Here is a 13552-nt window from a genome sequence, read left to right on the forward strand (position 1 = left end):
GCGTCTGGATCGGCGGCTGAATCAGGACAATACGGTCGACTCGCGCTGCGTCGCGAGCTGCATGATCTTTTCCTGCGTGGCGTCGGCCGCGCGCAGTTCGCCGGTCACGCGCCCTTCGCACATCACGAGAATCCGGTGGCTCATGCGCAGCACCTCGGGCAACTCCGACGAGATCATCACGATCGCCTTGCCGTCGGCGGCGAGCGCGTCGAGCAGCTTGTAGATCTCGCTTTTCGCGCCGACGTCGATACCGCGCGTCGGCTCGTCGAAGAACAGGATGTCGCAGTCGCGCAGCAGCCACTTCGCGATCACGATCTTCTGCTGGTTGCCGCCTGACAGCAGGCGCGCCGGCTGCGCGACCGACGGCGTGCGGATCGCGAGCTGCCGCACGTACGACTGCGCGGTGTCGCGTATCCCGCGCGCATCGAGGAACATGCCGCGGCGCACGAAGCGCTGCATGCTCGACAGCGCGATGTTGTTCTGCACGTCCATGCCGACCGCGAGCCCGAAGTGCTTGCGGTCCTCCGACAGATAACCGATGCCGTGCGCGACCGCGTCGGCCGGCGTGCGAATCGTCACGGCCTTGCCGTGCACGCGAATCTCGCCCGCGTCGACCGGGTCAGCGCCGAACACCGCGCGCGCGACCTCGGTGCGGCCCGCGCCCATCAGCCCCGCGAAGCCCAGGATCTCGCCGCGCCGCACCGTGAAGCCGACATCGCGGATCGCCCGGCCGCGCGACAACCCGCGCACTTCGAGCGCGACTTCGTTGGCCGATGTATCGGGCGGCGTGCGGAACGTCGTATCGAGCTGGCGGCCGACCATCATCGCGATGATCGCGTCCATCGACGTGTCCGCCATCGGCACGGTCGCGACGTACTTGCCGTCGCGCATCACCGTCACGCGATCGGCGATCTGGCGCAGTTCGTCCATCTTGTGCGAGATGTAGACGATCCCGACGCCATGCGCGCGCAGGTCGCCGATGATGCGGAACAGTTCGGCGATCTCCGCGTTGTTCAGCGCGGCGGTCGGTTCGTCCATGATGAGCACGCGCGAGTCGAACGACAGCGCCTTCGCGATCTCGACCATCTGTTGCTTCGCGACCGTCAGCCGGCCGACCTGCGTGCGCGGATCGAGATCGAGCCGCATCCGCGCGAAGATCGCGGCCGCGTCGCGGTTCAGCTTGTCCTCGTCGACGAACACGCCGAAGCGGCCGCGCGGTTCGCGCCCGATGAAGATGTTCTGCGCGACGCTCAGGTGGTTCATCAGGTTCAGTTCCTGATGGATGATGCCGATGCCGAGCGCCTGCGCGGCGCGCGGATCGTCGATTTCCACCGTGCGGCCGTCCATCCTGATCTCGCCTTCGTCCTTCTGATAAACGCCGGCAAGAATCTTCATCAGCGTCGACTTGCCGGCGCCGTTCTCGCCCATCAGCGCGTGGACTTCGCCGGCATGCAGGTCGAACCGACAATCGTCGAGCGCCTGCACGCCCGGAAAGCGCTTGCCGATACCAGTCAGCGCAATCAGCGCGGCGGGTGCGTCGGTCAAGTTCGGATCGGATTGCATGGCTCGATGCCCTCAGTCGATCGCGCGATCGAGATGCGTATAGCCGCCATCGACGAACAGCCATTGGCCCGTCGTGTGCGATGCGCGTTCCGACAGCAGGAACACGGCCGTGTCGGCAATCTCGTCGGCGGTCGTGAAGCGCTTGCCGAGCGGCACCTTGCCGGCGATTTCCGCGAGCTTCGCGTCGGGGTCGTCGAAACCGGCGATCCAGGTCTGGTAGAGCGGCGTCATCACCTCGGCCGGAATCACCGCGTTCACGCGCACGCCGTCGTTGCGCAACGCGACGGCCCATTCGCGCGTCAGCGCGAGTTGCGCGCCCTTCGACGCGCAATAGCCGCTCGTGTTGCCCTGCCCGGTCACCGCCGTCTTCGACGAGATATTGACGATCGCGCCGCGCGTCGCCTTCAGGTGCGGCACGCAGTAATGCGCCATCACGTAGTAGTGGATCAGGTTGCGCTCGAGCGATGCGACGAACGCGTCGCGCCCGGCGTCGAGCCCGATGCCGTCGTTGATGCCCGCATTGTTGACGAGGCCGTCGATGCGGCCGAAACGCGCGACGGTTTGCGCGACCGCATCGCGGCATTGCGCGTCTTCCTGCAGCTCGACGGACACGCACGCGGCGCGTGGCTGCTTCTGCGTGAGTGCGCGCCAGAAACCGTCGTCCGGCGTGTGGCGCGCGAACACCACCGGAATCGCGCCTTCGCCGGCCAGCCGCATCGAGATCGCGGCGCCGATGCCCGACGCGCCGCCGGTCACGATCACGACCTTGTCTTGCAGATTCAAATCCACTTCGCGTCTCCGTCGTTCATGTCGTCGCCGCGCGGGCCGCGCGCGGTGCATCGTGCGTCGTCGTACCGCGTGCGTCAGCCGCGGAACCGATACTGCTCGAGCGATTCAGGCTTCATCTCGATCGAAAAACCGGGCGCCGTCGGCGGCATGTAAGCCGCGCCGCGCACGACGCACGGCTCGACGAAATGCTCGTGCAGATGATCGACGTATTCGGTCACGCGCCCTTCCTTCGTGCCGGAAATGCATACGTAGTCGATCATCGACAGATGCTGCACGTATTCGCACAGTCCGACGCCCCCCGCATGCGGACACACCGGCAGCCCGTACTTCGCGGCCAGCAGCATCACCGCGAGAATCTCGTTCACGCCGCCGAGCCGGCACGCGTCGATCTGCACGACGTCGATCGCGCCGCGCGCGATGAACTGCTTGAACAGCACGCGGTTCTGGCACATCTCGCCGGTCGCGACCTGCACCGGCGCGATCGCCTCGCGGATCTTGCGATGCCCTTCGACGTCGTCGGGGCTCGTCGGCTCCTCGATGAACCACGGTTTCGCGAATGCCAGCTCGCGTACCCAGTCGATCGCGACGTCGACCTCCCACACCTGGTTCGCGTCGATCATCAGCTTGCGGTTCGGGCCGATCACTTCGCGCGCGATCGTCACGCGGCGGATGTCGTCCTCCATGTTCGCGCCGACCTTCAGCTTCACGTGGTCGAAGCCGGCGTCCACAGCTTCTCGACACAACCGGCGCAGCTTGTCGTCGCTGTAGCCAAGCCAGCCCGCCGACGTCGTGTAGCACGGGTACCCGTCGCGCTCGAGCGCCGCGATCCGCTCCGCCTTGCCCGGCGCCTGCCGGCGCAGCAGGTCGAGCGCTTCGTCCTGCGTCAGGCAATCGGTCAGGTAGCGGAAATCGATCGCGCGCACGATCTCCTCGGGGCTCATGTCCGCGATGAGCCGCCAAAGCGGTTTGGCCGCGGCCTTCGCCCAAAGGTCCCACACCGCGTTGACGACGGCGCCCGTGGCCAGGTGGATCGCGCCCTTGTCGGGGCCGATCCAGCGCAACTGGCTGTCCGACGTTATGTGCCGCCAGAAGCGGCCCATGTCCTCGCGAATCCAGTCGAGGTCGAGGCCGACGACGAGGTGACGCATCGCGTCGATCGCCGCGCAGCAGATTTCGTTGCCGCGCCCGATCGTGAACGTCAGCCCGTGGCCCTGGAGCCCGTCGTGGTCGGTTTCGAGCACGACGTACGCGGCCGAATAGTCGGGGTCCGGATTCATCGCGTCGGAGCCGTCGAGCTGCCGCGAAGTCGGGAAGCGCACGTCGAGGACGCGCATCGATCGAATGATAGGCATGACGAACCGTCCGTAAAAGGAAATCAGGCCTGCACGGTGCGCTGGCGCTGCTCGCCGAGCCCGTCGATGCCGAGCGTGATCACCTGCCCGGCGCGCAGATAGACCGGCGGCTTCTGCCCGAGGCCGACGCCCGGCGGCGTGCCGGTCGAGATCACGTCGCCCGGCTGCAGGCTCATGAAGCGGCTCAGGTAGCTGATCAGGTGCGGCACGCGGAACACCATCGTCGCGGTCGTGCCGTTCTGGTAGCGGTGGCCGTCCACCTCCAGCCACAGCCGCAACGCGTGCGGGTCGGGCACCTCGTCCGCCGTCACGAGCCAGGGCCCGAGCGGGCCGAACGTGTCATTGCCCTTGCCCTTGTCCCACGTGCCGCCGCGCTCGAGCTGGTATTCGCGCTCGGATACGTCGTTCACCACGCAGTAGCCGGCGACGTGCGACAGCGCGTCGGCCTCGTCGATATAGCGGCCACCCTGGCCGATCACCACGCCGAGCTCGACTTCCCAGTCGGTCTTCTGCGAGCCGCGCGGAATCTCGACGTCATCGTTCGGCCCCGAGATCGCGCTCGTCCATTTGCCGAACACGACCGGCTCCTTCGGGACTTCCATCCCCGATTCGGCCGCGTGGTCGGAATAGTTGAGCCCGATGCAGATGAACTTGCCGACGCGGCCGACGCACGCGCCGAGTCGCGGCGTGCCATCGACGAGCGGCAGCGACGACGGGTCGATGTCGCGCAGCCGAGCGAGCGACGCGGGAGCAAGCGCATCGCCGGCAATGTCGTCGATCACGCCCGACAGGTCGCGAATTTTCCCCTGCGCATCGAGCAGGCCCGGCTTTTCGTGGTGTTTGTCGCCAAATCTCAGCAGTTTCATGTCGTGTGAGGAAACGGAAAGTGAATGGGAACGCTCGGTCAGTTCGACCAGCCGCCATCGATCAGGTGAATCGCGCCAGTGGTGAACGAAGATTCGTCCGACGCGAGATACAGCGCGAGTGCGGCCACTTCGTCCGCGGTGCCGATGCGGCCCATCGGCTGGCGCGCAACGAATGCCTGGCGCACGGTGTCGGTCGACACCTGGCGCGTGCGCGCCTGCTCGGCGATCCGCTGTTCCAGCGACGGCGACTCGATCGTGCCCGGGCAGATCGCGTTGCAACGGATGCGCTGCTCGACGAAATCGGCGGCGACCGCCTTGGTCAGGCCGATCACGGCCGCCTTGGTCGTGCCGTAGACAAAGCGGTTCGGCACGCCCTTCACGCTCGATGCGGCCGACGCCATGTTGATGATCGACGCACCGCCCGCTGCCAGCATCGCCGGCAGCAGCGCGCGGATCAGCCGGTACATCGAAGTGACGTTGAGGTTCAGCGAGAACGTCCACGCGGCCTCGTCGCAATCGAGGATCGACCCGTGGTGCACGAACCCCGCGCAGTTGAAGAGCACGTCGAACGCGCGCTCCCGCGCGGCCAGTGCCGAAACGTCGCCCGCATCGGTGACGTCGAGCCGCCGCGTGACCAGCCTGCAGCCTGCATGTTCAGCGTCGGCCGCGAGTTGCGCGAGCGCGGCTTCGTTGATGTCGGTCGCCAGCACGTCGGCGCCCTCGCTTGCGAACCGCAGCGCGGTCGCGCGGCCGATCCCCTGGCCGGCCGCCGTCACCAGCGCGCGCTTGCCCTGCAATCTCATGAGCACCACTCCTGTAGAAGCCGGCCGGACCGGCTGATTGGCACAAAGGACTAAAGGTCCAACCAATCATAGGAACTGGTTCGCGATTTGTCACGATCGCGTGATTCAGTATTTTCCCGAGCAGCAGAATCGGCCAGCGGCCGTGCCGCGGACTTCGCTCGTCGTCTTTTTTCCGGTTCCCGCGATCGACCTCTTGTCCCGCAAAGCCAATGCCGGCGGGGCTTTGCGCCGGCCTCGCACGCGCAGGTCGCGCCGCCGCAGAGCGAAACTGACAAAAAAGTCATGTTCCCGTCAGGGTGTCAACGGGGGGCGCGCGCGATCATGGTCTTGCCGGACCGCGCCTCCCGGACCACCGCCCCCGCCCGTCGCCGATCCCTGACGGGCACCTCCGTCCCCCGCGGTGTTCCACGTGACTGAGCGAGCAGACACGGTGGCGCGGGCCGATTTTCCGCCCCGGGCGTTCGCGTCCGGGGCGCTTTTGTCGCTGGTTTTTCAAGAAAATGCGCGTCGATTGTTTCTAAATCGGCAAAAGGTAATTTGAGCCAGACAGGATGTTTTTTCCGGTCACAGACGCTTACATTTAGCGCACCACTCATGGAAACCGCTACGGAATCGCCGTTGGGTAGTGACATCCACTGCCACCGCCGAAACCGCACGAGCTTTAGGAAACGGCAAATGAAGGCCTCCAAATCCCTGCCTGTGCTCGATCCCGCCGACGTCCACGTCGAAATTCTGGAACGCTCCGATACGCTGCTCGTCGTCCGCTGGGTCGAACCCGGCCGCTGTCACTACGGCGAACAGCGCTGGCGCCGCCGCTTCGCGCAGCGCACCGGCACCTGCGCGCTGTCGCGCCAGGTCATCCAGCGCGGCGACGAAGTCTTCCGCCCGGCCGAGCGCCCCGCGCCGGCGAATGCGGCCGCGATGATCTCCGCCGCCGAAGTGCTCGCGCTGGCCGGCAGCCGGTAACGCGCGACGCCAACGCCGACGCCGACGCCCAAGCCGGCCCTAGAACCGCCGGTCTGGTTCCCCCGCTTGTCTGCCCCGCCTGCGCGGATTATCGCTACATCACTCAATGTAACGATTACGCATCGTGGCGCACTGCCACGCCGATGGAGGCAGACATGCATTGAGCGCGCGCCACGTCCCGGTGCAAGGCGGCAAGGTCGCCGTCGTGACCGGCGCGAACAGCGGCCTCGGCTGGCACGTCGCGGAAACGCTGGCCGCGAAGGGCGCGACCGTCGTGATGGGCTGTCGCGATGCCGCGCGCGCCGCGCAGGCCGCCAATGCGATTCGCCGGTTCCATCCCGCCGCACGGGTCGAAGCCGATCCGCTCGACCTCGCCGATCTCGCGTCGATCCAGTCGCCCGGCCGCCAAATCGTTCGACACAACGGCCGAGGCGCGCTGAATCGCGCGTCGCCCGCCTCCCCAATCTTGATGCTTATTACACTTACAAAAACGAAAGCTTGCCGAAAGCCCGATTCGACCGCCCACTGTTACCAGTCCGGAAACAATCTATCGTCAAAATCAGCGTTTACCCTGAACGACCCGGTGACTAAGATTTAGTCAATCGCTGCAGACATGGTGTCGAAAGCGAACTCAATAAAACACCGGAGGTCATCATGAAATCGCTCGTTTCCGCAGTTGTTGCCGCTGTCGCCCTGTCCGCTTCGTTCGGCGCTTTCGCACAAAGCACCGTGACCCGCGCACAGGTCCGCAACGAACTGGTTCAGCTCGAACAAGCCGGCTACAAGCCGGGTCTGGCGAGCCCGTACTACCCGAACGACATCCAGTCGGCGGAAGCGCGTGTTCATGGTGCCGACGCCAGCGGCTACGGCGCGCAACCGGCTCCGGTCGTCCATTCGGGCGCCCCGGCTGCCGCAGCGTCGTCGAACGCCCGCGACTCGGTCTTCTTCGGCCAGTAAGCCGATGCGCCCCGGCGGGCGCACGCGCACCGCGCAACGAAGCTGTACCCGGACGAGCCCCTGATGCGGGCTCGTCTTTTTTGTGAAACGCATACCTCCGCCACCCGGCAGCGGGTGGCTTCGCCCGGGCGCGTTGCGTCCGGGCGCTTTTTCCGCGGCGAGGTATGCGTCGCGATGCCGTATGCGCCGGTCAACGCCCGTCGGCTGCCGCACGCGACAGCACACGCCAGCGCGACAGCAATTCGTCGCGATCGACGTAGCAGCCCTGCAGATGCCGGCGGCCCGTCGACGGATCGAACTCGGTGCGCGCGTGCAGCACGCGCCGGTTGTCGAACGCCCACATGTCGCCCGCCCGCAGCCGGCGCTGCACCCGGAAGCGCGGCTCGCGCGCGAGCGCGAGAAACCGCCGGTACGCGCGATAGATGGCCGCGACCGATCCGGCCGGCGCATCGAGCGGCCCGCGCAGGAAGTTCGCGACGCGCACTTCCGTCACGTTGCCGCGTGCATCGAGCCCGATCACCGGCGCCGAACACCGGTAATCGCTGTTCGCGCTCTTGTTCCAGAACTCGAACGGCGTCGAGGCAAGGTGTTCGAAATCGGCCGGATAGTCGCGCCGCAGCGCATCCGCGAGCGCAAAGCCGTCAAGGAAAATGCTGTCTCCGCCCGTTGCGTCGTTCGCGAGGCAATGCAGGAACTGCACGCCCGGCTGCAATTCACGCGTCGGCAGGTCGGTGTGCGGCGGCAGGTTGAGCGACGTATAGGCATTGCTGTCCGGTCGCGGCTTCGACTCGACATCGAACAGCACGCCGAAATTGCTTTCGCGGATCAGGCCAACACGGCGCGCGATCTCGTCGACCCGGCCAGGTTCGGCCGGCACACCCTCGACGAGCGTCAAACCAGTGCGCTGCAACGCGGCGAGCCACCCGCGCAACGTACCGTCGTCCTCCATCACGTCGCGCCACGCGAACACGCCGATCGCCGTCGCATCGTCGCCAGCCCACACGTGCCGCCCGTGCGCGGCCTGGCGTTCGGCGCGCGACGCATCGTCGTATGCATGCGCGCGCAACCATCCCGGCGACCAGGTACTGCGATGCCCGTCGTTCCACTCGACGTGCAGCGCGCCGTCGGTTTCGACATGCACGACGAGCGCCGACAGATCCTCGCGGGCATCGGCGATCTCGAACACCTGTTCGCGCGTAAGCGCATGCACGCACGCGGAACACGTGCAGTTGTCGCGCAGCCAGTCGAAGTGAAACGGCGATCGTCGCGTGTCGCTCCACTCGATCTCCACCGCTCCATCGCCGATCGTCGCCGCCGCAATGGACACGTCGGCGGAAAAGGTCCGCCAGTCCTCGATACGGTGTTGCGCTGCCTGCATCGTTGCCTCCCGGAAACGCCCGCTACGCGTGTGGTGCGAGCAGAAACCCGCCGATCATCCGGTGCATCCGCGCCGCCTGCGGGCTCGTTCCGAGCGCGCGCCAGCAGCCATGCACCAGCCCCTGTCCCCTCCAGTAACGCGCGGCGCCGCCGGCCGCAAGAATGCATTCGACATAGACGCGCGCGTCGTCGCGCAGCGGATCGTGTTCGGCGCCGATCGCGAGCACGGGCGGCAACCCGTCGAAGCATGACGCCGCGAGCGGCACCGATGCGCGCAGCAGCGGATCGTCGTTCAATGCGGGTTCGTCCGCGTCGCCCCAATACAGCGCGCGATAGCGATGAACGTCGTCGAGCGTCAGCATCGGCGCGTGCGCTTCCGTCTCGCGCGCCGGCGATTGCGGTTCGATGCCGAGCATCGGATACACGAGTGCGATCCCGTCGATGCCGCCTTCGCCCGCATCACGCAACGCGGTCGCGACGGCCGCCGCGAGATTGCCGCCCGCGCTGTCACCCGCGAGCGTCAGCGGTCGTGCGCACGAGCCGAATGGCCAGCCCGCCGCGTCGCGCGCGGCACGCGTGACGGCCAGGCAATCCTCGAGCGCGGCTGGTGCGCGGTGTTCGGGCGCGAGCCGATAGTCGACCGCGATCACGGCAAGCCGCGTGTCGGCCGCCAGTTGCGCGGTAATCAGCGCGTGGCTGTCGAGCGAGCCGACGACGAAACCGCCGCCATGAAAGAACAGCACGGTGCCGCGCGGCTCGCCCAGCGCGGGCGCGAAGCGCCGTAGCGCGATCGCGCGTCCGTCCGGTGCATGCCACACGGCGTCCTGCTGCACGATGCCGGCCGGCAGGTCGGCGGGCGTCCATGCGGCCGCGAAGCGATCGTAGACGCGGCGTTGCTCGACGGGCGAGCGCGCCGCCGCATCGGCCGGATACCACGCGTCGACAGCGGCAACGAACGCCGCGATTTCCGGTTCGAGCATCGTATGCGCTCCGCGGTCGAAGGTCGAAAGTTGAACGTCGCTGCTAGCGACGCGGCAGTCCGATCACGCGCCCCGCATACGCAGGCGCCGCGCAGTCGCGCTGCAACGCGTGCAGTTCGGCCACGCGCGCGGCGACGTCGTCATCGAACGGCGCCGACTTCGCGCCGCCGCGCGTATCGACGTGCAGCAGCATCTGCTCGCTCGCCGACACCGCGCCTTCATGGCCGTCCGCAAACAGCTCGAGGTACAGGTGCAGCCGCTTCGCGTCATGCGCGAATACCCGCGCGTCGACGCGCACGCGCGTGCCCTCCTTGATCTCCTGCAGATAGTTCACGTGCGCTTCGAGCGTATAGACCGAGCGGCCCCGCTCGCGACGCGCGGCGTCGTCGAGACCGATGCGGTCGAGCAGCGCATCGGTCGCGAAGCTGAAGATCAGCAGATAGAACGCGTCGCGCAAATGGCCGTTGTAGTCGACCCACTCGGGCCGCACGACGTCGTGATAAATCGTCAGCGGGGTATCGCCGGTCATGTTCGTTCAGTCCTCGAATCGCATCCCGTGCCGCGCCTTCACCGCGGCGATCGCCTTCAGCACCTCGGTGATGCACTCGTCGCGATAGCGTTCGAGTTCCTTGATGCTGCGCGTGCCCTGCTGCTCGCTCGTGCCTTCGACGACGCTGTCGATCAGTTCGTCGGTTAGCTTCGGCGCGACCAGCTTCGTCCATGGCAGTTCGAGCGCGGGGCCGAACTGCTGCATGAAGTGTCGCATGCCGGCGTCGCCGCCGGCCAGCGTATAGGTCAGGAACGTGCCCATGAACGACCAGCGGATGCCTGCGCCGAAGCGGATCGCATCGTCGATCTCGCCGGTCGTCGCGACGCCTTCGTTGACGAGATGCAGCGCCTCGCGCCACAGCGCTTCGAGCAGCCGGTCCGCGATGAAGCCCGGCACCTCCTTGCGCACGTGCAGCGGCCGCATGCCGAGCTTGCGATAGATCGCCATCGCCGCCTCGACCGCTTCCGGCGACGTGCGCGCGCCACCGAGCACCTCGACGAGCGGCAGCAGGTAGACCGGATTGAACGGATGGCCGACCACGCAGCGCTCCGGGTGCGTCGCACGCGCGTAGAAGTCGGTCGGCAGCAGCCCCGACGTCGACGACGCGATGATCGCGTCGGGCTTCGCCGCGCGGCTGATCTGTTCGTGCAGCTCGAGCTTCAGCGTCTCGCGCTCGGGAGCGCTCTCCTGGATGAAGTCCGCGTCGGCGACGCAGGCCTCGATCGTCGACTCGAAGCGCAGCCGCGCGGGATCGGCGCCCGTCGCGAGGCCGACGCGTTCGAGCGCGGGCCATGCGTTCGCGACGTTCGCCCGCAACCTCTCCTCCGCGCCCGGCGCCGGATCCCACACGACCACGTCGAGTCCGTGCGCGAGCGCACGGCAAATCCATCCGCTGCCGATCACGCCGGTGCCGATCGCGGCGAACGTCCTGATGTCGGTCTTCACTGCCATGTCAACGCATCCTTCAAATCGAGGGAAATCGGACGGCGGCCGCGCACGTGCGCGCCGCCATATTGAATCGGAATCCGCCGTGAAAACTCACGCGAATTCGGTCGCCGCGCGGCGTTCGAGCGGACGCTCGCCGCGCGCCGGCAGGCCGAGCTTGCGACGTCCTTCGGCCGGCGTCAGCACGCGGCCGCCAAGGCGTTCGACGATTTCGCGCGCGCGCTCGACGAGCGTGCCGTTGGTCGCGTGCACGCCGCGATCGAGCCAGATGTTGTCTTCGAGACCGACGCGCACATGACCGCCGAGCAGCATCGCCTGCGCGACCATCGGCATCTGCATGCGGCCGATCCCGAAGCCGGCCCAGTGCGCGCCCGGCGGCAGGTTGTCGACCATCGCCTTCATCGTGCCGGTGTCGGCCGGCGCGCCCCATGGAATGCCGAGACACAGCTGGAACAGCGGCGGATCGTCGAGCAACCCTTCCTTCAGCAACTGCTTCGCGAACCACAGATGGCCCGTATCGAAGATTTCCAGCTCCGGCTTCACGCCGAGTTCCTGGATGCGCTTCGCGCCGGCGCGCAGTTGCGCGGGCGTCGACACGTAGATGTAGTCGCCGTCGCCGAAATTCAGCGTGCCGCAGTCGAGTGTGCAGATCTCCGGCAGCAGTTCCTCGACGTGCGCGAGACGCGTGAGCCCGCCGACGAGATCGGTGCCCTTGCCGAAGCGCATCGGATCCTCGCCCGGGCCGATCTCCAGATCGCCGCCCATGCCGGCCGTCAGGTTGATGATCACGTCGACGTCGGCCGAGCGGATCCGGTCGACCACTTCGCGGTACAGGTTCGGGTCGCGGCTGCCGCGGCCCGTCTGCGGGTCGCGCACGTGGCAGTGCGCAACCGTCGCGCCGGCCTTCGCCGCTTCGATCGCGGCGGCCGCGATTTCCTTCGGCGTGACCGGAATCGCCGGATGCTTGCCGACCGTATCGCCCGCGCCGGTGACCGCGCAGGTGATGATGACTTCGTTGTTCATGCCGTGAGCCCTCGCTTGATTCGATGTGTGTCGTTCGGTTTCCGTCGTACTACAGATGATTTTTCGCTGCGCGCCGCCGCACGGCGACGGCGCGCGGCCGACCGTTACAGGCCGAGATACGCCTTCACGGCAGGCAGCCCGTCCTTGCCGTCGAACGTCTTGACGCCGGCAAGCCACGCATCGAGCACCTGCGGATTCTTCTTCAGGTACGCCTTCGCGGCGTCCGACGGTTTCGTCTTGTTCATCACCGACTGCATCAGCTGGTTCTCGAGCTGCGTCGTGAAGCGCAGGTTCTCGACGAGCTTGCCCGCGTTCGGGCAGCGCGAGATGAAGTCGGGCGCCGTAAGCGTGTACACGCGCGCTTCGCCATAGTTCGGGCCGAACGCCGCATCGCCGCCGGACAGGTAGTTCATGCTGATCTGGATGTTCATCGGATGCGGTTCCCAGCCGAGAAACACGACCCACTTCTTCTCGCGGATCGCGCGCTCGACCGTCACGAGCATCCCGGCCTCGCTCGATTCGACCAGCTTGAAGCCGCCGAGGCCGTACTGGTTCGTATCGATCATCTTCTGGATCGTCGCGTTCGCGCTGCTGCCCGGCTCGATCCCGTAGATCTTGCCGTCGAGCTCCGCGCGGTGTTTCGCGATGTCGTCGAAGGTCTTCAGGCCGGCCTGGTATTCATAGCTCGGCACCGCGAGCGTCGCCTTCGCACCGGACAGGTTCGGCGGCTCGACCACGTTGATCGACTTGCTGTCGAGGAACGGCTGGAGCTGCTTTTGCTGCACCGGCCACCAGTAGCCGAGCGAGATGTCGAGCTGCTTGCTCTTCAGGCCGGCGAACGAGATCGGCACCGATGCGATCGTCGTCGTCGGCTTGTAGCCGAGCCCTTCGAACACCGTCGACGCGAGCGCCGTGGTGGACGTGATGTCGGTCCAGCCGATATCCGCGAAGCGCACGTTGCGGCAGGTCGCGGCATCCGTTTCGGCGTGCGCCGCGGTCGCGAATGCGCCGGTCGCCAGCACGGCCGCGACGAACGCGGCGATCTTTGTCGACTTCATGGTTTCTCTCCCGATTGGACCGATGTCCGACGGGTTCGCGGAGTGCGTCCCGGCCTGCATCGTGGGAGTAAAAGTAACGAGCCATATTGGTGGAAAGACGACCGGCGGCGACCTTTTCTTGACTATTTGCGACTATCGGTGGAAACCACTACGCTCTGGCAATGGCTTGTGCGGCGGGGGTTTGAGGCGAATTCTCGCGGAGCGGGGTTTGTCCGGATGCGGCGTTCCGGATGCCGGCGGAGCGCGCGTCGACGGCGATGCCGCTGTGATCTTCGATTAGATGTGGATACGACTTTCGATTAGATGCGGATGCGGACACCCAA

13 protein-coding genes and 1 pseudogene are annotated in these 13552 nt (G+C 66.8%); 3 read left to right on the forward strand and 11 right to left on the reverse strand.

Features of this window, described 5'->3' with window-relative positions:
- Positions 1-21: 21 nt before the first annotated feature.
- From WI26_RS24105 to WI26_RS24125, 5 genes are all read right to left on the reverse strand, one after another.
- Positions 22-1563, reverse strand: coding sequence for a sugar ABC transporter ATP-binding protein (locus tag WI26_RS24105; RefSeq protein WP_069227418.1), 1542 nt, complete (start codon positions 1561-1563; stop codon positions 22-24).
- Positions 1564-1575: 12 nt separating this feature from the next.
- A complete protein-coding gene (locus tag WI26_RS24110; RefSeq protein ID WP_069227419.1) occupies positions 1576-2352 on the reverse strand; it encodes an SDR family oxidoreductase in 777 nt (258 codons plus the stop codon).
- 74 nt (positions 2353-2426) lie between these two features.
- Positions 2427-3704, reverse strand: coding sequence for an L-fuconate dehydratase (locus WI26_RS24115; protein WP_069227420.1), 1278 nt, complete (start codon positions 3702-3704; stop codon positions 2427-2429).
- Between the two features lie 23 nt (positions 3705-3727).
- On the reverse strand, positions 3728-4570 hold the full coding sequence (locus WI26_RS24120; RefSeq protein ID WP_069227421.1) for an ureidoglycolate lyase: 843 nt from the start codon (positions 4568-4570) through the stop codon (positions 3728-3730).
- Positions 4571-4608: 38 nt separating this feature from the next.
- On the reverse strand, positions 4609-5373 hold the full coding sequence (locus WI26_RS24125; protein ID WP_069227422.1) for an SDR family oxidoreductase: 765 nt from the start codon (positions 5371-5373) through the stop codon (positions 4609-4611).
- A 675-nt stretch (positions 5374-6048) separates the two neighbouring features.
- Here WI26_RS24125 and WI26_RS24130 point away from each other — a divergent pair.
- The 3 genes and pseudogenes from WI26_RS24130 to WI26_RS24140 all read left to right on the forward strand — a co-directional run bounded on the left by WI26_RS24130 (position 6049) and on the right by WI26_RS24140 (position 7296).
- On the forward strand, positions 6049-6339 hold the full coding sequence (locus WI26_RS24130) for a DUF3331 domain-containing protein (protein WP_044847789.1): 291 nt from the start codon (positions 6049-6051) through the stop codon (positions 6337-6339).
- 124 nt (positions 6340-6463) lie between these two features.
- Positions 6464-6769, forward strand: a pseudogene (locus tag WI26_RS33455) (SDR family NAD(P)-dependent oxidoreductase); the annotation flags it as partial.
- Positions 6770-6993: 224 nt separating this feature from the next.
- Positions 6994-7296 carry a DUF4148 domain-containing protein gene (locus WI26_RS24140; protein WP_059466817.1) on the forward strand — a complete coding sequence of 101 codons (303 nt, stop codon included), beginning with the start codon at positions 6994-6996 and terminating at the stop codon, positions 7294-7296.
- Between the two features lie 190 nt (positions 7297-7486).
- Here WI26_RS24140 and WI26_RS24145 read toward each other — a convergent pair whose 3' ends face one another.
- The 6 genes from WI26_RS24145 to WI26_RS24170 form a co-directional block, all read right to left on the reverse strand.
- Positions 7487-8674 (reverse strand): TauD/TfdA family dioxygenase, encoded by a 1188-nt coding sequence (locus WI26_RS24145; RefSeq protein ID WP_069227424.1) that lies wholly within the window; start codon positions 8672-8674, stop codon positions 7487-7489.
- 22 nt (positions 8675-8696) lie between these two features.
- Positions 8697-9653: an alpha/beta hydrolase gene (locus WI26_RS24150; protein WP_069227425.1), complete on the reverse strand. Its 957-nt coding sequence runs from the start codon at positions 9651-9653 to the stop codon at positions 8697-8699.
- 43 nt (positions 9654-9696) lie between these two features.
- Positions 9697-10182 (reverse strand): thioesterase family protein, encoded by a 486-nt coding sequence (locus WI26_RS24155; protein WP_059595071.1) that lies wholly within the window; start codon positions 10180-10182, stop codon positions 9697-9699.
- Positions 10183-10188: 6 nt separating this feature from the next.
- Positions 10189-11154 (reverse strand): L-carnitine dehydrogenase, encoded by a 966-nt coding sequence (locus tag WI26_RS24160; protein ID WP_059466821.1) that lies wholly within the window; start codon positions 11152-11154, stop codon positions 10189-10191.
- A gap of 87 nt (positions 11155-11241) precedes the next feature.
- Entirely contained in the window at positions 11242-12171 is a 930-nt protein-coding gene (locus WI26_RS24165; protein WP_059466822.1) for a 3-keto-5-aminohexanoate cleavage protein, read from the reverse strand.
- A gap of 104 nt (positions 12172-12275) precedes the next feature.
- Positions 12276-13229, reverse strand: coding sequence for a choline ABC transporter substrate-binding protein (locus tag WI26_RS24170; RefSeq protein WP_059466823.1), 954 nt, complete (start codon positions 13227-13229; stop codon positions 12276-12278).
- Positions 13230-13552: the final 323 nt, after the last annotated feature.

The organism is Burkholderia diffusa (assembly GCF_001718315.1).
Classification (GTDB): domain Bacteria; phylum Pseudomonadota; class Gammaproteobacteria; order Burkholderiales; family Burkholderiaceae; genus Burkholderia; species Burkholderia diffusa_B.

Coding starts and splice junctions, on each gene's coding strand:
- WI26_RS24105 (WP_069227418.1), bottom strand. CDS start 1,563: ATGCAATCCGATCCGAACTTGACCGACGCACCCGCCGCGCTGATTGCG.
- WI26_RS24115 (WP_069227420.1), bottom strand. CDS start 3,704: ATGCCTATCATTCGATCGATGCGCGTCCTCGACGTGCGCTTCCCGACT.
- WI26_RS24120 (WP_069227421.1), bottom strand. CDS start 4,570: ATGAAACTGCTGAGATTTGGCGACAAACACCACGAAAAGCCGGGCCTG.
- WI26_RS24125 (WP_069227422.1), bottom strand. CDS start 5,373: ATGAGATTGCAGGGCAAGCGCGCGCTGGTGACGGCGGCCGGCCAGGGG.
- WI26_RS24130 (WP_044847789.1), top strand. CDS start 6,049: ATGAAGGCCTCCAAATCCCTGCCTGTGCTCGATCCCGCCGACGTCCAC.
- WI26_RS24140 (WP_059466817.1), top strand. CDS start 6,994: ATGAAATCGCTCGTTTCCGCAGTTGTTGCCGCTGTCGCCCTGTCCGCT.
- WI26_RS24145 (WP_069227424.1), bottom strand. CDS start 8,674: ATGCAGGCAGCGCAACACCGTATCGAGGACTGGCGGACCTTTTCCGCC.
- WI26_RS24150 (WP_069227425.1), bottom strand. CDS start 9,653: ATGCTCGAACCGGAAATCGCGGCGTTCGTTGCCGCTGTCGACGCGTGG.
- WI26_RS24155 (WP_059595071.1), bottom strand. CDS start 10,182: ATGACCGGCGATACCCCGCTGACGATTTATCACGACGTCGTGCGGCCC.
- WI26_RS24160 (WP_059466821.1), bottom strand. CDS start 11,154: ATGGCAGTGAAGACCGACATCAGGACGTTCGCCGCGATCGGCACCGGC.
- WI26_RS24165 (WP_059466822.1), bottom strand. CDS start 12,171: ATGAACAACGAAGTCATCATCACCTGCGCGGTCACCGGCGCGGGCGAT.
- WI26_RS24170 (WP_059466823.1), bottom strand. CDS start 13,229: ATGAAGTCGACAAAGATCGCCGCGTTCGTCGCGGCCGTGCTGGCGACC.